This window comes from Phocaeicola faecicola (assembly GCF_013618865.1).
GTDB classification, from domain to species: Bacteria; Bacteroidota; Bacteroidia; order Bacteroidales; family Bacteroidaceae; genus Phocaeicola; species Phocaeicola faecicola.
Genome location: NZ_JABSOE010000035.1, coordinates 1 through 24,213 on the forward strand (window position 1 = coordinate 1; position 24,213 = coordinate 24,213).

At 51.2% G+C, this 24,213-nt stretch carries 13 protein-coding genes and 1 rRNA gene; 7 read left to right on the forward strand and 7 right to left on the reverse strand.

Features of this window, described 5'->3' with window-relative positions:
* Both H3001_RS10640 and H3001_RS10645 read right to left on the reverse strand, forming a co-directional pair.
* A 16S ribosomal RNA gene (locus H3001_RS10640) occupies positions 1-101 on the reverse strand; the annotation flags it as partial.
* 634 nt (positions 102-735) lie between these two features.
* Complete coding sequence (locus H3001_RS10645; protein WP_181214901.1) at positions 736-4,881, reverse strand: hybrid sensor histidine kinase/response regulator transcription factor; 4,146 nt, start codon at positions 4,879-4,881, stop codon at positions 736-738.
* A 242-nt stretch (positions 4,882-5,123) separates the two neighbouring features.
* Between H3001_RS10645 and H3001_RS10650 the strand changes: the two genes are divergently transcribed.
* From H3001_RS10650 to H3001_RS10670, 5 genes are all read left to right on the forward strand, one after another.
* Positions 5,124-8,333 carry a SusC/RagA family TonB-linked outer membrane protein gene (locus tag H3001_RS10650; protein WP_178244595.1) on the forward strand — a complete coding sequence of 1,070 codons (3,210 nt, stop codon included), beginning with the start codon at positions 5,124-5,126 and terminating at the stop codon, positions 8,331-8,333.
* A gap of 18 nt (positions 8,334-8,351) precedes the next feature.
* On the forward strand, positions 8,352-10,337 hold the full coding sequence (locus H3001_RS10655) for a RagB/SusD family nutrient uptake outer membrane protein (RefSeq protein ID WP_178244594.1): 1,986 nt from the start codon (positions 8,352-8,354) through the stop codon (positions 10,335-10,337).
* A gap of 136 nt (positions 10,338-10,473) precedes the next feature.
* Complete coding sequence (locus H3001_RS10660; RefSeq protein WP_181214902.1) at positions 10,474-11,943, forward strand: sulfatase family protein; 1,470 nt, start codon at positions 10,474-10,476, stop codon at positions 11,941-11,943.
* Between the two features lie 26 nt (positions 11,944-11,969).
* Positions 11,970-13,343 (forward strand): alpha-L-fucosidase, encoded by a 1,374-nt coding sequence (locus H3001_RS10665; RefSeq protein ID WP_246368557.1) that lies wholly within the window; start codon positions 11,970-11,972, stop codon positions 13,341-13,343.
* Positions 13,344-13,345: 2 nt separating this feature from the next.
* Positions 13,346-14,890, forward strand: a complete 1,545-nt coding sequence (locus H3001_RS10670) for a sulfatase (RefSeq protein ID WP_181214904.1) — start codon at positions 13,346-13,348, stop codon at positions 14,888-14,890.
* 403 nt (positions 14,891-15,293) lie between these two features.
* On the opposite strand, the gene H3001_RS10675 is transcribed toward H3001_RS10670, so the two are convergent.
* The 4 genes from H3001_RS10675 to H3001_RS10690 all read right to left on the reverse strand — a co-directional run bounded on the left by H3001_RS10675 (position 15,294) and on the right by H3001_RS10690 (position 18,161).
* Positions 15,294-16,433: a nucleotidyltransferase domain-containing protein gene (locus H3001_RS10675; protein WP_181214905.1), complete on the reverse strand. Its 1,140-nt coding sequence runs from the start codon at positions 16,431-16,433 to the stop codon at positions 15,294-15,296.
* A gap of 2 nt (positions 16,434-16,435) precedes the next feature.
* Positions 16,436-16,705, reverse strand: coding sequence for a PqqD family protein (locus tag H3001_RS10680; RefSeq protein ID WP_181214906.1), 270 nt, complete (start codon positions 16,703-16,705; stop codon positions 16,436-16,438).
* Between the two features lie 92 nt (positions 16,706-16,797).
* Positions 16,798-17,241 carry a S24/S26 family peptidase gene (locus tag H3001_RS10685; protein ID WP_181214907.1) on the reverse strand — a complete coding sequence of 148 codons (444 nt, stop codon included), beginning with the start codon at positions 17,239-17,241 and terminating at the stop codon, positions 16,798-16,800.
* Positions 17,238-18,161 carry a hypothetical protein gene (locus H3001_RS10690; RefSeq protein WP_181214908.1) on the reverse strand — a complete coding sequence of 308 codons (924 nt, stop codon included), beginning with the start codon at positions 18,159-18,161 and terminating at the stop codon, positions 17,238-17,240. Before H3001_RS10690 ends, H3001_RS10685 begins: the two co-directional genes overlap by 4 nt.
* Before the next feature lie 458 nt (positions 18,162-18,619).
* On the opposite strand from H3001_RS10690, the gene H3001_RS10695 reads away from it, so the two are divergent.
* Positions 18,620-20,524 carry an AAA family ATPase gene (locus tag H3001_RS10695; protein ID WP_181214909.1) on the forward strand — a complete coding sequence of 635 codons (1,905 nt, stop codon included), beginning with the start codon at positions 18,620-18,622 and terminating at the stop codon, positions 20,522-20,524.
* A 244-nt stretch (positions 20,525-20,768) separates the two neighbouring features.
* Positions 20,769-22,763 (forward strand): glycoside hydrolase family 97 protein, encoded by a 1,995-nt coding sequence (locus H3001_RS10700; RefSeq protein ID WP_181214910.1) that lies wholly within the window; start codon positions 20,769-20,771, stop codon positions 22,761-22,763.
* Positions 22,764-23,031: 268 nt separating this feature from the next.
* Here the strand turns inward: H3001_RS10700 and H3001_RS10705 are convergent, their stop codons facing one another.
* Positions 23,032-24,201, reverse strand: coding sequence for an MFS transporter (locus H3001_RS10705; RefSeq protein WP_219915870.1), 1,170 nt, complete (start codon positions 24,199-24,201; stop codon positions 23,032-23,034).
* Positions 24,202-24,213: the final 12 nt, after the last annotated feature.

The following is a 24,213-nucleotide window of genomic DNA, read 5'->3' on the forward strand; positions in this document are numbered from 1 at the left end:
GCCGGCAATTGAAGCAAGCTTCAATCCCGCTGCCCCTCGACTTGCATGTGTTAAGCCTGTAGCTAGCGTTCATCCTGAGCCAGGATCAAACTCTTCATTGTAAAATATCTTTTTACTCTTGCGAGTACTTTTTAATCTCTGTTCAGGAAACCGATTATTTCTTTACTTGATTAAAGTATTGACGGTTTTTGTTTTTCTGAAAAAATTCAGAACTTGTACTACATCTTGTTGTTTATTTAAAATCTTTCAAAGAACTTGTCTATTTTCATCCGAGAGGTTTATTTCTCGAAAGCGGGTGCAAAATTATGCCATTCACTGATAACTTCCAAATAATGCGATGAAAAAATTCAATAAAAAATTCAGATAAAATCATAGATTACTAATAAACAACGATTTACCACAGAAAATAAATTTTAGTCGTCCCAAACAGGTCATTTCCGTACACATTATTATAATATATTCTCAGATCATATCATTTTCACAACGACAGATAAAACAAAGAAACTTCTTACAAGCCACCCACGGTTTGTAAGAAGTTTGCCTCTCTCTACCTTTAAAACTATTCTTTCATCGACAAAACTATAAGAAACAGAAAAAGCAGTCAAGTTCACATAAGTTCATTTTACCCATTCGGCAATTATCCTTTCGACCGCCCCATTTCCCCATTATTCCACACCAGTTACCAATCTCCCCACCCAAAGACAATCCCGTAGTTCTCACCCTGCTGCCTACCTGTCAACATTCAGTTTCCTCAGCTTCATCTTCCCTTTTATCCGCATATTTCGAAGGAGAAACACCAAACATACCTGTAAAATGTTTCCGGAACGTAGGCAAATCATTAAAACCAACTCTCTCCGCCACCTCCGTCACAGACAAATCCGTTTCCATCAAAAGCAAAGCAGCCTGTGTCATACGCACATTACGGATCAGTTCCACTGCAGACAAGTCCGTATACTGCTTCAGTTTCCGATACAACGTAGCCTGACTCATGTTCAACAACCCGGCAAGCCCCTTCACATTGAAATCCGGATTGCCCGCATTTCCTTCGATACACTCCAGCACCTTTTGCATAAACTCACTCTGCCGCTGTTCTTTTCCATCCTTTTCCTGACCGGTTACATTCAGCATAGTTTTCGTGTAAATCTGCTTCAGCCTCCTCCGCATATCAAGCAACTGTGCCACTTTAGCCAACAACACCTCCGGATTAAAAGGCTTTCTGATATACTCATCCGCCCCCAGATAAGCAGCCTCCACACTATCCTTATCCTCCGCCTTTGCAGTCAGAATCAGAATAGGAATATGAGCCGTCTCTTTCCTTTTCCTCAACTCCGCACAACAGGCGAAACCGTCCATTACCGGCATCATCACATCCGAAATAATCAGATCGGGGGTATGCATGACTGCCATACGTATGCCCTCCTCTCCATTCTCAGCTTCGATAACCCGATAATCTTCCCGCATCAGTTCCCGCAGATATCCCCTCATATCCCGGTTGTCCTCAATTACCAGCACAAGTTGCCTTTCCTTTGTGCCCTCCTTTTTATCCTTAATTTCATCCGCCCCCTTAACCTCTGTATTTTCAGGCGTCAGATTCTCCTTTTTCCCTAATAAGCCAGGTCCCCAATCCACAGTTCTCCGGACTTCCGGTTCATTCTCCCACAAACAGTTATCCTCCTCAAAATGCTCCTTTCCCTCAGGAAGAAAAATACTGAACAAACTTCCCTTGCCCACTTTACTTTCCACCGTAATCCTTCCATGATGCATCTCTACCGTATGCTTCACAATCTTCAGTCCCAGTCCCATGCTCGAAGAATAAGCAGGCTTTTCCATCCCCTCCATAAACGGCTCAAACAAATGTTTCCGCAAATTCTCCTCAATTCCCTTTCCGGTATCCGCCACCGACAGACAGCAGAACATCCTGCCATCCACCTCTTTCCTTGATACAGCCAAGGAGATACATCCTCCCGCAGAAGTATACTTAAATGCATTGGATATCAGATTCTGCAAAGCCGAAGCCAACTTCTCCCGGTCGGCCCACACATACCACTCCATTTCCCGGGAAGGAAGCACATAGTCAATCCGACGTTCCTCTGCCAACGCCACAAAACCAGAAGCCACGTCATTCAGCAAATCCACTACATTGACATAAGAAAGGCGAAGCCGTACCATCCCGGCCTCCACCTTTTGCATATACAGCAAGCGGTCGGTAAGCGCATGCAGTTCCTCCGCATATTTATACATCATCACCAGCTTTCCGTGAGATGAATCCGAAACAGCAGACCGCGAAATCAACTCCTTCAAAGGTGCAAGAATCAACGTCAGAGGAGTCCTCAATTCATGAGCTGCCATTGCAAAAAACGTTTCCCTCTCCTTTCTCAGCTCCACCTCCTTGTTATGCTCCATCTGCATCGTAAACAATTCATGCTCCAGCCGCAGTTCATGCTGAATGCGTTTTCCTTTCAATTTCAGACGATGCACATATATCCCCACACTGCCCACCAGCACAGCCAGGACAATCAGCCGGAACCAAAGAGTCTCACTCCAGTGAGGATCCACCGTCACATACAGACTCGTAACCTCACCCTCACTCTGATCCTGGAAAATCGTCTTCACCTGGAATTCATACTCTCCAGGAGGCAAACGGTCATACAGAATCTTCTCTCCCTCATCCGCCATCATCCAGTCCGTCTGATAAGGATACAACCGGTACAGATATTTCTGTAAGTCAGAAAGATACAATAAATTAGTAAAAGAAAGCGCCAGATTGCGGTTTGCATTGTTCAACCGCACCCGGCCAGTATACGACAAAGCCTCCTGCAAAATGACCTGCCCATTGACTTCCTCCCCGATATTCACAGGCGAATGGTTCACCTCCAGTTCCGTGAGCACCACCCTTCCCCGCTCCTTCGGATAATTGAAGCGCAAAGCCGACGGAGCAAAATAAGTCAGCATACTATGATTCCCCCACCAAAGAAAATCTGCCGCAAACAACGAAGACCGGTTACTGCCCGACACATAAAAATTGTAGAACGACTGAAGGTGCCTGCTCAAACGGGAAATTCCCGAATTGGAGCCTACCCATACCGATCCCTCCCCATCCTGAGTAATCGTAGTCACGAAATTGCTGCACAATCCTTGTTCGGTAGTATATCGCTTCACAATACCTTTCTCCATCGGAGACCATACGGCCAGTCCACTTCCGCCATATCCTATCCACAGTTTCCGGTCATCGCCCCACAAAAGCGCACGTATTCCTCTTTCTTCCTTCAGCAGACCGATATGCTCCTCATATCCTGCCTCGGCCGAAAGAATATCGGTGCCGTTGACAGCAAGCACCACCAACCCCGCTTCCGTACCCAGGAACAAATAACGTCCCGTACGGTCAGCAGTCACCGCCCTTATCGAAACATTGTCAGGAACTTCACAACCGTTCCAGTGCATTCTGAGACATTTTCCAGTCCGCAAACTTCCCCAAAAAAGTCCTTTTTCGGTTCCCATCCAACATCCCTCTCCCGGAACCCCGCAAATACTCCACACCGGGAACTCCCTTTTCTGCATGTTCAAACGGAAAGACCTCCATTCCTTCTCTTTCGAACGATGAAGCACCTGTCCGTCCAAGCCTCCGCACCAGAATCCCCCTTGTCCATCAGGAGAAATGCACAACGCAGCATTCATCTCCCCCTTTTCCACAGCCGCCTGCCCGAAAGACAGAGGACACCCCGGATCAAAAGATGCTGCACTTTGCATCAGTCCCTTATGGTAAGTCGCCAGCCAGACAACCCGCTCATCATCCATGAATATGCCTCCAATCTCATTGGAGTTCTTCTGCACATAACGATAATAAAACGACTCCCTCAGATCGGCATACAACAGTCCGCCCCCTTCCGTACCGATCCACAGCCGACCTTCCGGATCGTAAAAACCCGCTATCATCCTCGTTTCGATATAACGGCTTCCTTTTCCACGGAATACGTGAAACGCCTGCAAGTCTACCGACCTGTCCTTGTTCAGGGAAATCAGCGTACATCCGTCCCAGGTGGTTGCCAGATAATGAGAATCCCCCACCGCAAATACATGGAAGACATCGTTGTGCGACAACTGATTCTCACCTTTCCCGTCCTCATACTTCCAGTGAAACATCTTCCGGTTTACCAGATCATACGCATACAGTCCCTCCTTGATGGTAGTAATCCACAGATACCCCTTGTCATTCAGCACCGACCTCACCTTTGCCGGCCGGTCGAATCCTCCGGTCACTACCGGCGTCACGGCCCCGCTCTTCCCATCGGCGTGCCAGATGTCTCCATCCTCACTCACCACATAAGCCCCTTCACCGTTCTCGCTCAAGCACGTCATTGCCAGGATGCTCCCCGGAAAATGCTTCTTCATCGATACAGCCACAAAGACCGTATCACCTTTTACGTCCGCATCCGAAAGATCAATCCTGTACAGTCCGTCTTCCCGAATTCCCCATCCTTGAGCAGGGGAAGCAAACGCCCAGTCTGTCAAATGCAGAGACCGTTTTTCGTTTTTTGCGCACACCACCACGAAACGTTCGTTCCGCTTATCAAACAACTTCAATCCCTCAGCCGACTGAAGAAGCAGGAAATCTTTATCTAAAGGATGTATTTTCTGTATGTGCTGGCGGGACGGCTCCGAACACCTGAACGATTTGAACATATGCCCGTCATAACGGTTGAGTCCATCACTGGTTCCGAACCACATGAAACCCGTCTCATCTTTTGAAATAAAATGAATGTTGTTGTCCGAAAGCCCGTCGTTCATGTTCAAGACCGACAGTTCACTTTCCCATGGATATTGTGCCCCCACAGCCCACAAAGCCCAGCACATGCATAGTATCACCAGCGTGTATTTTTTCATCGTGCAGATTTAAGGATATTCACTAAATATGCTGCAAAATAATAAAATTCTGAATTAAAACCGAAATGAGCCCTGCGAAAAACACCTGCAATTTCACAAAAACCGGGGGAATAAGAAGAATACCCACCATTTATGAATGATTCACCACCAGTGCGAACCGATTTATTTTCAGATATTTGCAGCACACGCTATTAAAAACACTTAATTATTCAACTTTAATTAACCTTTAAAAACTAGACCCAATGAAAACACAATTCATTTCCTTGCTCGTTGCGGTACTGCTAGGCTTTCTGCCGGTACACGCGCAACAAATGAGCATTACCGGAACGGTAAAGGACAAAAAACTGAATGATCCGGTCATCGGTGCTTCCATCGTCATCAAGGGAACCACCAACGGCAGCATTACGGATCTGGGCGGAAACTTCCAGCTCGACAATGTGAGTCCCGGAAGTACACTTGTCATTTCATACATCGGTTTCCAGACCGAAGAGATCCTGGTACAGGAAGGAAAGACCAACTATCAGGTCGGCCTCTCGGAAGACAACCGCACGCTGGATGAAGTAGTCGTTGTCGGTTTCGGAACCCAGAAGAAAGTCAACCTGACCGGAGCCGTTGCCACGGTCGATACCAAAGCACTGGAGTCGCGGCCGGTATCACAGGTGGGACAGGCATTGCAGGGAACCGTACCGGGACTGAACCTTTCGGCTTCCGACCTGGGAGGACAGCTCGGACAGTCCATGAAGGTCAACATCCGCGGAACAGGTACCATCGGTACCGGATCAAAAGGTGAGCCCCTTATCCTCATCGACGGAATGGAAGGAAACATGAACAACCTGAATCCGGATGACATCGAGAGTATCTCCGTACTGAAAGATGCGGCCTCTTCTTCCATTTACGGTTCACGGGCTGCCTTCGGAGTAATCCTGATTACTACCAAAAAAGGAAAAGCCGGAAAGATGACGGTCAACTACAACAACAGTTTCCGTTACTCAGGTCCGACGAATCTTCCCAGACAGCTGGACTCGTACCGCTTTGCCAATTATTTCAATGAAGCAGCGGTCAACCAGGGCGACAAAATCATTTTCAGCGACGAGACCTTGCAGCGTATCCAGGACTATATGGCCGGTACGCTGACCACGACTACCGTACCCAACGGCAACAACTGGCATTTTCACGAAAAGGCCAATGACAACGTAAACTGGTACAAGACGCATTTCGCATGGGCGTGGAGCAACGAACACAACCTCAGCATGAGTGGAGGTACTGAAAAACTGCAATATTATGTGTCGGGAAGCTACCTCAACCAGAACGGAAACCTGCGCTACGGAAACGATAACCTGAAGCGCTATAACCTGAGTGCGAAGATCAATACCAAAATCAACCGCATCGTAGAGTTTAACCTGAGTACCAAATTCATCCGCTCCGACCTCGACAACCCGGTCTATCTGGAAGAAGGAGGTTTGTTGTATCACGACATTGCCCGCATGTGGCCGATGATGCCTTTCCAGGACCCCAACGGACATTATATGCGCAACGGAAAACTGGCACAGCTCACCGACGGCGGCCGTGCGAAGACACATAACGATGACATCTACCTGCAGGGACAGCTTGTCCTTCATCCACTGAAAAACTGGAATATTTATGCAGAAGCCGGCATGCGTGTCATCAACCAGAACAAGCAGACCAATCTGAACAAGGTATACGAATACGACATCAACAACCGTCCCGTAGAACTGGCTTTCAGTGCCAACTATGCTCCAGGAGCCACGTTTGCCCGGATGAATTACCTGAACAGTAATTTCTATACTTCATCGGTATATACAGACTATACGATGGAGAAAGAAAACCACTACCTGAAAGTCATGCTGGGTATGAATACGGAAGAATACATTGTCCGCTCCCTCTCGGCACAGCGCAGCGACGTCATTACCAGCAGCATTCCGGAAATCAGTGCTTCGGTAGGAGCTGACAAGATCAACAATGACGGCAACAACCCCACACAGTACAAGAACTGGGCAACCGCAGGTTTCTTCGGCCGTATCAACTATACGTTCAAAGACCGTTACCTGCTGGAGGCCAACCTCCGTTACGACGGTTCTTCACGCTTTCTGCGCGACCAGCGCTGGAACCTGTTCCCTTCCTTCTCCTTGGGATGGAACATGGCATACGAAGAATTCTTCGCTCCGCTCAGTTCTGTGGTGAATACTTTCAAGCCCCGCCTTTCATGGGGTATGCTCGGCAACCAGAATACCGATGCGTTCTATCCGTTCTACCTCACACAGACCGTAATTGCCAATGGAGGAAGCTGGCTGATGGGCAATATCCGTCCTACAACGGCTGCCGTACCGGGACTGGTAAGCAGCAGTCTGACCTGGGAGAAGATTTATAACACCAATGTCGGTTTCGACTTCGGACTGTTCGACAACCGCCTGACCGGTTCGTTTGAATACTTTATCCGCCGCACCAAAGGAATGGTGGGACCTCCTGCAGAAATCGGTGCCGCTCTGGGAACGTCTCTTCCCAACACCAACAATGCGGAGCTCGAAAATAAAGGATGGGACCTGAATATTTCATGGAGAGACCGGATCGGGGAAGTCAATTACGACCTGGCATTCAACCTCTCTGACAACCACGTAAGGGTGAAAAAATATCCGAATGCCTCTAAAGCCATCTTCCAGTCCGACGGAACGACCTATGCTTATTACGACGGTAAGATACTTGGAGAAATCTGGGGATACGAGACCGAAGGCATCGCACAGAGCGAGCAGCAGATGCAAGGCTGGCTGGCAGCCAATGACCAGAGCAAGCTCGGTTCACAGTGGGGAGCCGGTGACATCATGTACCGCGACCTGAATCACGACGGAGTGGTAGACGACGGTGCCAAGACCGTAGACGATCACGGAGACCTGAAAGTAATCGGTAACAGTGAGCCCCGTTTCAATTTCGGCTTGCACCTGGGTGCAGATTGGAAGGGCATCGATGTTCAGATGTTTTTCCAGGGAGTATTGAAGCGCGACCTCTGGCTGAGCGGTCCGATGTTCTGGGGAGCCGACGGAGGCGAATGGCAGTCGGTCGGTTTTGAAGAGCACCTGGATTACTGGAGACCGGAGAACACCACCTCCATCTTCGGGGCAAATCCGAATGCATATTATCCCAAGGCTTACCTGGGCGACAAAGGCAACAAGAACAAGCTTGTCCAGACCGGATACCTGCAGAACGGTGCCTATGTCCGGATGAAGAATCTGCAGGTGGGATATACCTTGCCGAAAGCATGGACACAAAAAGCGCATATGGAAAAAATACGTTTGTATTTCAGTGCTGAGAACTTGTTTACCATCAGTGGAATCGCCGACATGTTCGATCCGGAAGCCATTGCATCCAACGGTTTCTCCGACGGAAAGACCTATCCGCTGTCTCAGACTTTCTCCTTTGGTATAAACGTAACACTTTAACTTTAAAACTGAAAAGACATGAAAAAACATATTTTATTCTATCTGGGGCTGGCAGTGCTGGCCAGCTCATGCAACGATTTTCTTGACAGGGAACCGATGGATGAAATCCCCACCAACCTGTACCTGCTCCATGAAAACGACCTGGCCGCATATACCGCAAAACTGTACGAGAGTCTCCCGTCTCACCAGCCGGGCAGCTACGACATCGGTGTCTTCGGCTTCGACAGCAACAGCGACAACCAGGCCGGCTCGAATCCGGAGAAAATCTTTGTCAAGGGTGAAAGCCGTGTCCCTCAATCGGGAGGCAGCTGGAACTTCAATGAAATACGTTCCACCAACTATTTCATCAACCGTGTCCGCGGCTTGCTTGAAAGCGGGGAACTGGGAGGCAGTGAGGCCAACAACAAGCATTATCTGGGAGAGGCTTATTTCTTCCGGGCCTATTTCTATGCCAACAAGCTGGATTCTTTGGGTGATTTTCCCATCATCAAACAGATCATTCCCGACAATTATGAGGCGGTAAAGCTCAACAGCAAGCGCCGTCCGCGCAACGAGGTTGCCCGGTTTATCATACAAGACCTTGATTCGGCCTATTATTTCATGTCGCCCACTCCACCGGTCAGCAACCGCCTGACCCGGGACTGTGCCGCCCTGCTCAAAAGTCGCGTAGCCCTGTTCGAAGGAACGTGGGAGAAATACCATAAAGGAACGGCCCGTGTGCCGGGCGGACCGGGATGGCCGGGAGCACAAAAAGATTACCTGAAGAATTTCAGCATCAATATCGACAATGAAATCCGTTATTTCCTGGAAGAGGCCAAGAAGGCTGCGCAACTGGTAGCCGACAATTACACGTTGCATAATGACTACCCGGCACTGTTCAACAGCAACTCCCTCGACGGAATCCCCGAGGTTCTTCTCTGGAGAGCCTATAATGCCGGCATCACTCCTGCAGTGAACCACTTCGTAGTGGGTTACCTGCAGCGCAACGGAGGCGGAAACAGCGGATACACCCGCAGCATGATAGACACGTACCTGATGAAGAACGGACTTCCTATCTATGCCTCCGGTTCGGAATACAAAGGCGACCGTACCTATCAGGATGTGGCAGACGGCAGAGACCCTCGCCTGGCATTCAATACCATGCTGCCGGGAGATATGCTGACCAAGCAGGCTGCAATGACGGAAGCCATCATTGACGGAGCCGGTTTCTATTACCGTGCGCCGATTACGGAAATGGCCGAGAATCGTTGTACTACTGGATATTCCATCAAGAAAGGACTGACTACCGACCCGTCGCAGGGCCCTACGCTTCCGTCGGTTACCGGATGTGTCATCTTCCGTGCCGCCGAGGCTTACCTCAACTACATGGAGGCCGACTATGAGCTGACGCATGCGCTGGATGCCAACAGCCAGAAATACTGGAAGGCACTGCGTGAACGTGCCGGAATGGATACTGATTATCAGAAAACCATCACGCACACGAATCTGGAGAAGGAGGTTGACTTTGCACGCTATTCGGGAAGTACGCTGGTAGACGCTACTCTCTACAATATCCGCCGTGAACGCCGCATCGAACTGGCAGCAGAAGGTTTCCGCATGCGCGACCTGAGACGCTGGTGCGCCCTCGACAAGATGCAGGATTATCAGGTAGAAGGCTTTAACCTGTGGGCAGAGAACTATAAGCGGTATACCACACCGGCTGCCGGACTCGACAAGAATTTTGACAAGCCTCTGGGAGTAATCGACTTGAAGGAGGCGGGTACAGAAGGAGCGAATGTATCGGCCCGTTCCGACGGGGAATACCTGAAGCCGTATCGCGTGATTGCTTCCAACATTGCATACAACGGATACAACTGGAATCCGAACCGATATCTGTATCCTATTGCTTTTGATCATTTCCGTCTTACTACGGAAACGGAAGGCTCAAGCGACTACAGTTCGTCTCCGATCTATCAGAATCCGGGATGGAAAATAGAGACCAACAGTCTCCCGGAAGGCGACTGATTTTCTTGAGTTTCCACTGACTGAGATAGAAGATTTTAAGATTATTTCAATTTCTTAATAATCTTAAAATCTTCTGCTTTTATTTAATTCTTTACCTTTACATCATTGTATATCTTTTTGAATAAAAATATCATAAATGAAATTTATACATCTATCTCTGTTTGCTTCCCTGCCCTGCCTGGCGGTTCCGGCGGTAACTTGTGCACAGTCGCCTCAACCGTCATCTGCCTGCCGGCCCAATCTGGTCTTTATCATGGCCGACCAGTTCCGGGGAGATGCCCTGGGGTGTATGCAGAAGGAACCTGTCCAAACCCCTCACCTGGACCGCCTGGCTTCGGAAGGAATCCTCTTTACCAATGCTGTCAGCAACTATCCGGTTTCTTCTCCGGCCCGGGCCATGTGGATGACGGGGATGTATCCCGCTTCCAACCGGGTTACGGGCAACTGCAATTCGGAGAACAGTCCTTACGGAGTGGAATTGCCTTCCGATGCTGTCTGCTGGAGTGACGTGTTGCAACAGGCAGGATATGCTACCGGATACATCGGGAAATGGCACCTGGATGCCCCTTATCCTCCTTATGTAAATACCTGCAACAATCAGGGAAAGGTAGCCTGGAACGAGTGGTGTCCCCCTGAACGGCGGCACGGTTTCGAGACCTGGATTGCCTACGGCACCTACGACAACCACCTGCATCCCATGTACTGGAACACGGCTGCCCCGAGGGACAGCTTTTATTATGTAGATCAGTGGGGACCGGAGTATGAGGCCGGACAGGCCATCGAGTTCATCCGCACGCACAGCCGCACACCGGATACCCCTTTTGCCCTGGTCGTGTCGATGAATCCCCCACATACGGGATATGAGCTGGTTCCCGATAACTACAAGCAGTTATATGCTCCGCTCGACGTAGAGAAGGTTGCCGCCTCCATGCCCTACATTCCTTCCGGCGGAACGGACAACGGAGATTATTTCCGCCGTCACATTGCCGACTACTACGCATGCATCACGGGAGTAGACGAGCAAGTGGGAAGGATCGTTCAGGCTCTGAAAGACTGCGGCCTGTATGAAAACACGATTGTCGTTTTCACCTCCGACCATGGAGTGTGCATGGGAGGCCACGAGATAGAAGGCAAGAACACCTTCTACGAAGAAGCCATGCACATTCCGATGATTGTCAGTTGGAAAGGCCAGCTCTCTCCCCGGAAAAGCCAGTTGCCCGTCGCCCTCGGCGACCTTTATCCCACCCTGCTTTCCATGATGGGAATGGGCAGCCGGATTCCCGGAAGCGTACAGACGTACAACTGGAGCGGGTATCTTTCGGAAGACCGTGTTCCCGAGAAGGAAGTTCCACAGCCTTATTACTACTGTGTTCCCTCCGACCCCAGTTCCGGGAAAAGAGGAGTACGCACCTCCCGCTACACGTATGTCGTAGAAGTCGAAAAGGGAACAAGGAAACAGGAATGGCTTTTCGACAGACTGGCAGACCCGGCTCAGATGCACAACCTCGCAAAGAAAGAGCCAGTCCGCTGCGACTCCCTGCAGACAGTGCTTAAGGACCTGCTGACTCAGACAAATGATTCATTTATCAAATATTTAATACCATGAAGAAAATAGCTATTGCATGCTTATTGATGTTACAATTGTTCCAAGGCGACCTGTACGCAAAGACCGGTGAGATACAAGGTCCGGTTCCGGCTCCGCACCAGATGAAATGGCACCAGGCGGAAATGGGAGTGGTTTTCCATTACGACCTCCACGTGTTCGACGGTGAGGTATACGGACAGGGGAACAACCGGATCAATCCGATAGAGGATTACAACATATTCAACCCGGAGCACCTCGATACCGACCAGTGGGTCCAGGCAGCCAAGGCGGCAGGCGCCAAGTTTGCCATTCTCACGGCTACCCATGAGACCGGATTCGGACTCTGGCAGAGTGATGTCAATCCGTACTGCCTGAAGGCAGTGAAATGGAGGGACGGAAAAGGCGACATCGTGCGTGACTTCGTCAACTCCTGCCGCAAATACGGCATACAGCCGGGTATCTACATCGGTATCCGCTGGAACTCCCTGCTGGGTATCCACAATTTCAAGGCCGAAGGAGAGGGAGAGTTTGCCCGCAACCGCCAGGCATGGTACAAACGCCTGTGCGAGAAAATGGTCACGGAACTCTGTACCCGTTATGGCGAGTTGTTCATGATCTGGTTCGACGGCGGAGCCGATGACCCCAAGGGAATGGGTCCCGATGTAGAACCGATTGTCAACAAATACCAGCCCAACTGTCTGTTTTACCACAATGTCAACCGTGCCGACCTGCGCTGGGGAGGTTCGGAAAGCGGTACCGTAGGCTATCCCTGCTGGTCCAGTTTCCCTTATCCGTACAGCCACAGCAACGCTACGGACGGAGTGACCGACCACAACCGGCTGCTGGCACACGGCGACCCCAACGGCAAATTCTGGGTACCTGCCATGGCGGATGCCCCGCTGAGAGGATACAACGGACGGCACGAATGGTTCTGGGAACCGGGAGACGACGACAAGGCGGTCTATCCTCTGAAGGAACTGGTAGACATGTACGAGAAATCGGTGGGAAGAAATGCGACCCTGATGCTCGGACTGACCCCTAATCCGGAGGGACTGATTCCGCAGGGAGATGTCAGCCGGCTGCAGGAACTGGGCAAGGAGATTGAGCGCCGTTTCGGTACGCCCCTGTTGCAGACCTCGGGAGAGGGAAAGAAGAAACTGACCCTGCCGGCTGGGAAAGAGGTGACGGCCAACTATTACCTCATCCAGGAAGACATTGCACACGGAGAAAGAATCCGTGCTTACCGCATCGAGGCACTGAGCGGAGGAAAGTGGAAAACCGTAGCCAGGGGAACGGCTGTGGGACACAAGCGCATTGAAAGTTTTCCGGCTACCGAGGCCAAGGCCTTCCGTCTGGTCATCGAACAGCAGACGGCGGATCCGATAATCACGAACTTCAGTATTTACCATATAAAACCTTAACCATGAACAAACTTCTATTCACTACATTGGGAGTGCTTCCTTTTGCCGGCATCACCGGACAGACCGTGGCGGACAACAGCACGCCTCAACGGCCGAACATTATTTTCTTCCTGGTCGATGACATGGGATGGCAGGACACTTCTGTTCCGTTCTGGACACAAAAAACAATGTACAACGAACGTTACGAGACTCCCAACATGGAGCGGCTTACACGTCAGGGAATGCTCTTTACGCAGGCCTATGCCTCCAGCATCAGTTCCCCTACCCGCTGCAGTCTGATGACGGGAGCCAATGCGGCGCGCCACCGGGTAACCAACTGGACGCTGCAGAAGGGCAAGACCACGGACATGCCGAGCGAGGTGCTGCAACTGCCCGACTGGAATTACAACGGTATCTCGCAGGTGCCCGGAACCGATCATACTTACGTGGCGACTTCCTTCGTACAGTTGCTGAAAAACAGCGGATACCATACCATCCACTGCGGCAAGGCGCATTGGGGTGCCATCGACACTCCGGGAGAAAATCCTTGTCATTTCGGATTCGAGACAAATATCTCGGGACACGCGGCCGGGGGACTGGCCACTTACCTGAGTGAACTGAATTACGGACACGACGAGAAGGGGAATCCGACATCCCTCATGTCGGTACCGGGACTTGAAAAATACTGGCAGACGGGCACTTTCATTACGGAAGCCTTGACACAGGAAGCCCTGCATGCCCTCGACAAGGCCAAGGCCTACAATCAGCCGTTCTATCTCTACATGTCGCATTATGCCATCCATATTCCGATAGACAAGGACGTACGTTTCTTTGAAAAATACAAACAAAAAGGAATGTCGGACAAGGAAGCAGCCTACGCTTCGCTGATTGAAGGAATGGACAAAAGTCTGGGTGACATCATGGACTGGCTGGAAAGAAACGGAGAGGCCGACAACACCATCATCCTGTTCTGCGGCGACAACGGAGGATATGCCACCGGTGCGGGATGGAGAGATGAACCGCTCTATACGCAAAACGCACCGCTGAATTGCGGAAAAGGATCGGCGTACGAAGGCGGCATCCGCGAACCGATGATTGTAAGCTGGCCCGGCGTCACGGCCCCCAACAGCCGCTGCGACAGCTATGTCATCATTGAAGATTATTTTCCCAGCATCCTGGAAATGGCAGGAATCACCGACTGGCAAGTGCCGCAAACCGTCGACGGGGTCAGCTTTGTTCCACTGCTGAAACAGACCGGAGATCCTTCGGAAGGCAGAAGTCTGTACTGGAACTGCCCCAACCTGTGGGGAGAGCAGGGTCCGGGTATCGGAGCTACCTGTACGGTCCGCCAGGGCAAATGGAAGCTCATCTATTTTTATGAGACCGGGAAAAAGGAACTCTACGACATTCCTTCCGATATCGGAGAGACACGCAACCTGGCAGGCAAATACCCGAAGGTGGTGAAACAGTTGTCGGAAAACCTCGGACAGTTCCTGCGGAGCTCGGGTGCACAACGGCCTTCTTTCAAGTCGACAGGAAAGCCTTGTCCCTGGCCCGATGAAATCTAGACAGCCCACTGCGAAAGACCTGCACAGTTATTCCGGCACATGTCGCTCATGACCCTATGAACGACAGAACACCCGCCGGACCTTGTACCGCAAATACCGCAACCTCCGTCAGGAGATCCATGCGGTACCCCCAAAAAGATGGCATATGAAATGACGATTGTCCGTCAGTCTCATATGCCATCTTTTTTGTCATCAACCTTATACCTTATATTAATCCTCACATGATTAATAATGTTCTGCTTTTCTTTTCCAGGGAATTTTCAACCCCCATACGGAGGTCATAAAACGTTCCTGCGGAGGTTACAGGACCTTCGTATCAGGGTCGTGCAACCTCCGCAGGAAAACCGGAGAAAAGAACAAGTTCGCACAGCGTTCTCTTCTTTACAGAAACAAAAACGCATCCTTATCCGGCCGACTTCTTCTTCAGCCAGTCGGTAGCCGCATGCGTGACTCCTCTCCACAAATAAAACGTCCAGTATGCCCACACCTCCTTCGGGAACAGCCGACTCATCTGTCTCAGGTGATGGACCGTTACCTTCAGCGAATGCAGTTTACCGGAAAGATACCCCTCCGGCCGCCCCTCACGCACGGGATTGAAGAAGCCGAAGTTGCCGTTGCGAAGCACCAGTTCCAACATTACTCCCGCACTCTCACGGACATCCTTGTCGTCCGCATAAAAAGGAAATTCCTCTTTCGGCATTTCCAGGTAATTCACCACCAGGTAACCCATGATCTGCCATCCCCGCATCAGTCCCATCTCATTCAGGTCCTTCTCCAGCAGGGAGCGGTCGACCTCACCGGCATAGGCATGCAGGAACATCATACAGTCGCAGAACTGCCTCAGTCCCACTCCCCCCGTAAGCAAGTGACGGTGCAGATGATAAAAAATAAACAGGGCATCAAAACGCACCGGAGGCAGGTACACCGTCTTTCCGCCGACCTCCATTGTCCGGCAGTCGGGTCCCTGCAGCAGCGCATCGCTCCACGCCCGAAAAGCCCGGTTTATCCGCCAGTGATACATCACCCCCGTAATGCGGTGAATCTCCAGCGTCACCGAACGGTACGTCAGATGCAGGTGCTGCATCGTTTCCGAAGCCTCCTCCGTCAGCATCCCCCAATCGGCCAGCAACCGGCAAACCCGGGGATAGTTCTCACTCCCCACATACAGGTCAATGTCACCGCACGCACGGCGAAGCGGCTCCGGATAATTGGCAGCCAGCCCCTGTCCCTTCAGCAGGACACAGTGAATCTGCTCACCCTCCAGGCGTCCGGCAATCTCCTTCCACACCTCATTCAGCAAATGATGACGCTGCACCGTCTGTACACACCACGAATGCAGTTTCAATATCAGCGCCCGCTCCGGCCGGTACTCCTGCGGAAGCTGCATGATACCCTCGTACAGCAGTCCCAGAACAGTCTGCCGGAAAGCCAGTGCCGATACGGCCTTCCAGTCGACCGCCCCCTTGAACAGCGACACATCCACCTCTTCCTTCCACAAGGCAGCGCGCAGCAAGGCAAAAAGTTGCAAGGCAGTAACCTCCATTCCTATTCCTCCGTCACTCCAATTTCCGTCCAGTCCTTCAGCAACTGACGCACGTCGGCCAGAGCCGTTTCCCGGTCGATATCGTATCTGTCGGTCAGCAGGTCCGTCAGTCGGTCTTCATCAAACTCACTGCCGTAAACCTCCTCCCACAAGTAAGCCGCAGTAGGATTCAGCGTAATCAACTTATTGAAATCCATCTGTTCCAGTCCTTCGGCAGACACTATTTTCTCTCCTGCTACATCGCGCAGTACAAATCCTTTCTTTAACTTCATGTCTCTTATTTCTCTCAGTTAACATCCAATTTCATTCAAACCTGTCAGGGCCTGCAGCCTCATCCTCCTTCCGTCCGCAGCACGGCCTTCCCTCACCGGATGCGGCGGTACACTCCCAGCAGGATCCGTCGGAACGGCAGCAGTTTCCGCCACCACCAGGCCCTGCAGCGCTCGCCATGTCCTTCGGGGTTCACTTCCTTCCCGTTGCGAACAATCACCTTCACCTTACCGCAGACCTCCGACAGCCGGCACACCTCCGTGCCCTTCACGTTCCCATCCCCCATCAGACGCACCTTGTCGTCCTTCAGGGCAATGATGCGGTGCAGGTAATACCGTCCCTCGCCCACCCGGGCCAGGACAATGTCACCCACCTTCAGGTCGCGGGGATTCTGCAGCACCACACTGTCGCGGTCGCCCACAATGAAAGGAAGCATGCTGCTCCCCTTTGTACGCAGCGTCACCGTCAGTCCTTCGGACAGCATCCGCTCCACCTCAGGCAACAGCACCTCGTTGGGCACCCTCCGTCTGACAATCATTCCGCGTTCCTCCCCACCGTATCATGACAAAGCAACGCCGCCTCCTTGTCCGGAAGGCACTGCAGATGATAGACCCCGCAGCGTCCTATCAGGTCGACCAGCGTGCGGTGCAGACCGTCGGCATACTCCCGCCTCCACTTCATGGCCGAGGCCGAAGGAGACACTGCCGCATAAGCCGCCACCCCCTTCAGCCGCTCGATTCGGTTGAACGGAGCCTGACTGAGCCGCACAATCGCCCCCAAAGCAGCCTTGCGGTTGCGGTAGCAAGGTGTCTTCCCGCTCCACGGGGTACCATAGACATACACCCCTTCCGGCAAGGTGCGGATGACCGGGTTGTCATCGTTCAGCAGTTCCGTTCCCTCGATGGCAGACAGCCACAGACGGCTGTGCGTACTCTTTCCGGTCCCGCTGCGTCCCAGGAACACATATCCCTTCCCTTCGCACACGGTTACAGAAGCATGCATCAGTAAAGTATTTTTACGTGCCGTACAAACCGCATACAGCAGCATCAGTGCATTATTCACTGCGAAAACAGCTTCCCGCCTTCCTACTGCCGGATGCAGGAACAGCACCGCTTCCCCGGTGGTCAGGTTCAATTCAAGTCCGCTCTGACGGTCACGGTTCACGCGGGCATCCGACATCCCAAACCGCAGTTCCTCCGCTCCCGACTCATACAGACAGATGTATGAGCCGTCGTCGTCGAACTCAGCTACCTGTTTCTGGGCACTGGGCCAGTTTTCGTCCGGCATGCAGACAATCTGCAGACGGAAGACCGTCTGCAGCCTCTCTGCCTCATCCTCCCCCTTCAGAGCAAGTTCAAAAGGCTCATAATTGGTCAGGTGCTGCCACAACTGCCAGTTCTCCTCCATCTCTACCGAGAAAAGATGTCCGGCCACATCAAATATTCTGGTTCTGATCATATCGTCTAACTTTTGTTTCATCCTATTCCGTCCGGAAAGACAACCGTCTGGTCCGGACCTCAATTTACAAACAAAGATAATTCTTTTTCAGCAACCGATAAAAGATTTTTTTAAACATTACTGCGTTTTCTCTTGCAAATTCGCTGCCAAATACCTATTTTTGTCGCATGAGGCATCCTGCCATGCAGGTGCTGCATTTTCAAAAAATATAAACAACAAATTCAATTCAAAGATGCTTAACGGATCGTTATTCATGTAAGTTAATTTTTCAAGCATTTCATTACATGTGTCGGTGTTGCCGCAGCAAAAAGGAGGCAGCAAGGGTTCGTTGTGTTCTTTGACATAGTAGTTCACTCCTCTCCTTCAACGGGGAAGAAGAGGATCTCTCTGACTGGCTGTATACTCACAGCCGCCACTTTATTCAAATGTTACTACCAACCTTTAAAAATTTGTTGTTTATGATGAAAGCTTATGTATTACGTGCTAAATGTGAAATCGACTCATCGGTACAGACACCCGAATATGCAGATAATCTGCTGCTCGTTGAGTTTACCTGTCATACCCCACTGATAGGAGTTTCGGAACTCACTGTCTGTGCCTATTCTTCCGACCTGCAACTGATTGCTTCCGACACCGTTTCTGTCGCTAACCGGAAAAGCATCCGGAAAGTATGCTTCCGCCTCTGTGACTCAAAGGAATGGAACGACAGACAAGGTTACCTTTACATTTTCAGCAACGGACATCCCCAGTGGTTCGTTCCGTTTGAAGCCCCGGTAGCTTATGCCACCTGGAAAAAATATCCGGTGGAAATGCTCTGCGACCATCCCAAGGAACTGTTTTTCATCACCGAACTCTGTCATCGGGAATGGTGGAACAGACTCCATATCTGCAAATTCAGTTCTTCGGTCATCCATCAGTTGCTGGACACCCTCTATCTCCAGCACCAGTCGGCTGCCCATACGCATCCGGCTCCCCATTTCCACATGCTGGTAAAAGGCGACCGCTTCTACACCCGGGTCTTCTCCTCACTGATTCTCTCCGCTCATTTCACGGAGGAAAACACCGAGACCCGCTATGCCTTTCCGGTAAAGGAATTCTTCAGCGGGGAACTGGGCTGGGAAGAACTCTCCCCCCAGCTGAAACAGAGCAAGGCGGTTACCGTCAACCTCCAGTCGTTTCCGGACAGTCCTGCGGCGGAATCACAGCTGAATATCCTGTACAACCTGATCGTACAGAATACCTTTCCGAATGCCACCTTCATTCTCCACGGCACAGAGGAAGACATTGAGCGTACGCATTCGCGATGTCCCCGACTGGTGCAGTTTTTCGGTCCGGAAAATACCTTTACCGTACACAAGCCCGCAGACGAGTCTTCCCATCCGGAAACGGAATTTCCGTACGAAGTCACACCGATGCACCTATCAGATGGTGAAGATACGGTTCATACCCAACCGTCCCCCTCCGAGGAAGAAAGCGCTTCCGCCGAGGAACAGCTGGACGAACTGGTGGGACTGCAACGGCTGAAGAAGGACATCCGTGAGGCGCGCCTGCTCACCTTATTCATTAAGGAACGCAAGATGATGCAACTGGAGACCTCGGACGACAACCGCCACCACATGCTGTTTCTCGGCAATCCCGGAACCGGAAAAACGACCGTGGCCAGAATCATCGGACAGATGTATCACGAAATGGGTATCCTTTCCAACGGAAACCTCATCGAGACCAACCGCACCAGCCTGGTAGGAGAATACATCGGACACACCGAGAAGAACATGAGGGAGACCATTGCCAACGCACGGGGCGGGGTATTGTTCGTAGACGAAGCCTACACCCTGATTACGCAGGAAGAAGACTCGAAAGATTTCGGGAAAGAGGTCATCAACGCCCTGTTGCCCGTATTGTCAGAACCCAATCCGGACATGATTGTCATCCTGGCAGGCTACAAGGACAAAATGCAGACCCTGCTGAACAGCAATCCGGGACTGAAAGACCGTTTTCCGCTCCATTTTCACTTCGAGGACTATACTCCGGAAGAACTGGCTGAAATGGCAAGGCGCATTCTGACCAAACGCAATTTCACCCTCACTCCCGAGGCGGAAGAGCGGCTGCGAAAGACCATTGAAAAAGCGGTCTCGGCACACGCCCCTCATTTCGGAAACGGAAGATGGGTCCACAACCTGATTGAGCAAGGCATCATTAAGAGTATGGCCAAACGGGTGATGTCGCAGTCCGGAAAGAGCAAAGGCTCCCGCCAGTTGTTCAGCCGGATAGAAGAAGAAGACATCATCGAGGCAGAGAAGAATTTCCTGGGTTGCAGGCAACTGAAAATCAGTGTTTCCCGTCCGATCGGATTCATAGCCTGACGGATGTACCGGAACTTACCGGACAGGGGTTGGGAAATCGTAAAAACCGAAAGACCCATACGCGGGGATACGGAAATAAACTGAAATACGTATTCCCGCATTTTTTAATGCAAAGGCTTACTTCTATTGACAAGGCATGATAAAATTATGTATGAACAAGCGTAATTTCAAACAAGAATCGTTATCTTTACCCGAAGAAAAATGCTTTTTCACATAAACCTTATATTATAATCATTCTTTTACAATGAAAAAACTGAATCTATTACTCACGTGTACGTGTGCCTTTCTTTCCTTATCGTTACAGGCACAAAAGAAATTTCTGCTGTCTTCGCCCGACGGCAAACTGACCTCCCGGATTGAGGTCGGAGACAGACTGACGTATGACATCTCTCACAGCGGGGAACAGGTATTGTCTCCTTCTCCTATCTCCATCAAGACCGACCAGGGAAAGACATGGGGAGAAAAGGCCCGGCTGTCGAAAGTGTCCCGCCGGAGCAACGACACTCAGGTAAACAGTCCGTTCTACCGTTCGTCGCAGGTCAGAGACTATTACAACGAAATTACCCTGCGTTTCAAAGGAGATTACAGCGTAGTATTCCGTGCCTACAATGACGGCATTGCCTATCGCTTCGAGAACCATTCTCCCAAGACATTCTGTATCCTCCACGAAGAGGCCAGCTATCAGTTTCCGACGGATGCGACTGCGACCGTACCTTACGTGTTCCGGGGTAAAGACGGCGATTTTAACGACCAGTTCTTCAGTTCCTTTGAAAACATCTATGCCACAGCTCCCATCTCACAGCTGAACAAGCAGCGGCTGATGTTCCTGCCGCTGGTGGTACAGGCAACTCCCAAGGTGAAGGTCTGCATCACCGAATCGGACCTGAACAATTATCCGGGTATGTATCTGAGCAATGCCGAGGGTAAGAACATGCTTTCGGCGGTCATGGCCCCTTATCCGAAGACACTGAAACAGGGCGGACACAACGAGCTGCAGATGCTGGTGGAAGACCGGGAAGACTTTATTGCGAAGGTGGACGGAAAAAGAACCTTCCCCTGGCGCATTGCCATCGTTACCGACAAGGATACCCAACTGGCTGCGTCCAACCTGAGTTACCTGCTGGGAGAACCCTCGAAGCTGACTGACACTTCATGGATCAAGCCGGGCAAGGTGGCATGGGAATGGTGGAACGACTGGAACCTGGACGGTGTGGACTTCAAGACCGGTGTCAACAATGCGACTTACAAGGCGTATATCGACTTTGCCGCCCAGCACGGTATTGAATATGTGATTCTGGACGAAGGATGGGCCGTCAACTTAAAGGCCGACCTGATGCAGGTGGTAAAAGACATCGACCTGAAGGAACTGACCGACTATGCGAAGGCGCGGAACGTGGGAATCATCCTCTGGGCCGGATATTATGCCTTTGAACGCGACATGGAGAATGTATGCCGCTACTTCTCGGAACTGGGAGTGAAAGGTTTCAAGGTGGACTTCATGGACAGGGACGACCAGATGATGACTGACTTCAACCACCGTGCGGCTGCAATGTGTGCGAAATACAAACTGGTTCTCGACCTGCACGGTACGCACAAGCCGGCGGGACTGAACCGTACTTATCCGAACGTACTGAACTTTGAAGGGGTACACGGCATGGAACAGATGAAGTGGAGACCGGCCGGTTTCGACCAGGTTACTTACGAGACCATGCTTCCGTTTATCCGACAGACATCGGGCCCGATGGACTATACACAGGGAGCCATGCGCAATGCTAACCGAAGCACTTATTACCCTTGCAACAGCGAGCCGATGAGTCAGGGAACCCGCAGCCGGCAGCTGGCACTGTATGTTATTCTGGAATCGCCGCTCAACATGATGTGCGACACACCGAGCAATTACCAGCGGGAACCGGAATGTACGGAAGCAATTTCGCAGATTCCTACCGTCTGGGACGAGACGATTGTGCTCGACGGAAAGATGGGAGAATATGTGGTAATGACAAGACGCAAAGGAGATTGCTGGTACGTCGGAGGAATTACCAACTGGGAAGCACGGACGGTGAATGTGGACCTGCCTTTCCTTCCGGAAGGCAGCCGGCAGGCAATGCTGTTCAAGGACGGAGTGAATGCAGACCGGATTGCCCGGGATTACAAACGGGAGAGTCTGACGGTCGGCAAACAACAGCCGCTGCAGATTCACCTGGCACCCGGAGGAGGTTTCCTGCTGAAGATTCAGTAACCCTGCGATATCACGGAGGATCTCACGGCACCGTCCTCCCATCAGAATACTAAAATTCCCCACAAGCTGTCTTCCGGAAGACAGTGTGGGGAATTACTATTTACGCCTACGTATGAGAAATACCCCTTGACCTCCTCAAATACAAATCATAAAAATCAAGTCAAAAAAAAACAGACAGATTGCCTGATAGATTTAAATCTGAGGAGCAAAAGTCAGAGATCTAATCCAGCACAACCTGTCTGTGGATTCAAAAAACTAATAAACATATTTATTTCATTTTCCAGGATACATATCCCAGGTATACGATGCAGACGAACAGAGGAAGCAGTCCCGCTACCTGTCCGAACGCATCGGAGCATGCCCCCATTACCGGCATCACCAGTGCGCCGCCCGAAACACCCATGATCATCAAGGCCGAAATTTCATTGGCCTGCCTGGGAGAATGCTGCAAAGCGTAGGAGAACAAAATCGAAAAGACATTCGAACAGGCCAGGCTGACCACCACTATCAGGACGGAAAGCAACCAGAGCTGTGTTACGGAGAGCAGTGCCACAAAGGCCACTGCCGCTACTGTCATACAGACCTTCATAAAAGTTTTGCCCGAGATTTTCACCAGCAGGAATGCCCCGATGAACGCACCTATCGTACGGGCAGCGAAATACAGACTGGTTCCCAGTCCGGCCTCGGCCAGGGATATGCCAGTCTGCTCCATCAGCAGCTTGGGAATGGCTGTATTCAAGCCCACATCAATGCCGACCACCGCCAGGATACCCACGAAGAGCATCCATATCGTACGGTCGGAAAACAGATGAAATGCAGAGCGGAAAGTCGTGACTTCCTCTTCCGAGCGGTCTGCCGGAACAGTCAGCAAGAGCCACGCCATCGACAGCAGCGTCACCACCATGAAAACGATGAAAATCATTTTCCACGACCCCAGATAAGCAGCTGCCGCACCGGCGATGATCGGTCCGAGGAAGGAGGATACCGCCTTGATAAACTGCCCCATCGTCAGCACACTGGCCAGACGATCGCCCCGCACAATGCCTGCCACCATCGGGTTCAACGAAACCTGCAGCAGGGTATTTCCGATTCCCAGCAAGGCAAAGGCAATCAGCAGGGGAACAAACTCATAGCCGCACATGGGTATCAGCATGGCTACTGCCGTGATACCCATGGAAACCAGCACCGTATTTCGTCGTCCGATGCGTCCCATCAGCATGCCGGCCGGTATGGCGCAGACCGCAAACCACAAAAACACCATCATGGGCAGCAGGTTGGCCAAGGTATCCGACAAGGCGAAATCCTTCTTTACGTAGTTGGTGGCAATGCCCACAACGTCTACGAAGCCCATGACAAAAAATCCGAACAGCACCGGCAGAATGACTGCCGACTTTCCGCCGGTGGCTGTTTGACTGTTGTTCAGTTCTTTATTTTTCATAGCAATTCTCCG

Excerpts from the sequence above, each read along its gene's own strand:
- H3001_RS10645 (WP_181214901.1), bottom strand. The coding sequence starts at position 4,881 with ATGAAAAAATACACGCTGGTGATACTATGCATGTGCTGGGCTTTGTGG.
- H3001_RS10650 (WP_178244595.1), top strand. The coding sequence starts at position 5,124 with ATGAAAACACAATTCATTTCCTTGCTCGTTGCGGTACTGCTAGGCTTT.
- H3001_RS10655 (WP_178244594.1), top strand. The coding sequence starts at position 8,352 with ATGAAAAAACATATTTTATTCTATCTGGGGCTGGCAGTGCTGGCCAGC.
- H3001_RS10660 (WP_181214902.1), top strand. The coding sequence starts at position 10,474 with ATGAAATTTATACATCTATCTCTGTTTGCTTCCCTGCCCTGCCTGGCG.
- H3001_RS10665 (WP_246368557.1), top strand. The coding sequence starts at position 11,970 with ATGTTACAATTGTTCCAAGGCGACCTGTACGCAAAGACCGGTGAGATA.
- H3001_RS10670 (WP_181214904.1), top strand. The coding sequence starts at position 13,346 with ATGAACAAACTTCTATTCACTACATTGGGAGTGCTTCCTTTTGCCGGC.
- H3001_RS10675 (WP_181214905.1), bottom strand. The coding sequence starts at position 16,433 with ATGGAGGTTACTGCCTTGCAACTTTTTGCCTTGCTGCGCGCTGCCTTG.
- H3001_RS10680 (WP_181214906.1), bottom strand. The coding sequence starts at position 16,705 with ATGAAGTTAAAGAAAGGATTTGTACTGCGCGATGTAGCAGGAGAGAAA.
- H3001_RS10685 (WP_181214907.1), bottom strand. The coding sequence starts at position 17,241 with ATGATTGTCAGACGGAGGGTGCCCAACGAGGTGCTGTTGCCTGAGGTG.
- H3001_RS10690 (WP_181214908.1), bottom strand. The coding sequence starts at position 18,161 with ATGATCAGAACCAGAATATTTGATGTGGCCGGACATCTTTTCTCGGTA.
- H3001_RS10695 (WP_181214909.1), top strand. The coding sequence starts at position 18,620 with ATGATGAAAGCTTATGTATTACGTGCTAAATGTGAAATCGACTCATCG.
- H3001_RS10700 (WP_181214910.1), top strand. The coding sequence starts at position 20,769 with ATGAAAAAACTGAATCTATTACTCACGTGTACGTGTGCCTTTCTTTCC.
- H3001_RS10705 (WP_219915870.1), bottom strand. The coding sequence starts at position 24,201 with ATGAAAAATAAAGAACTGAACAACAGTCAAACAGCCACCGGCGGAAAG.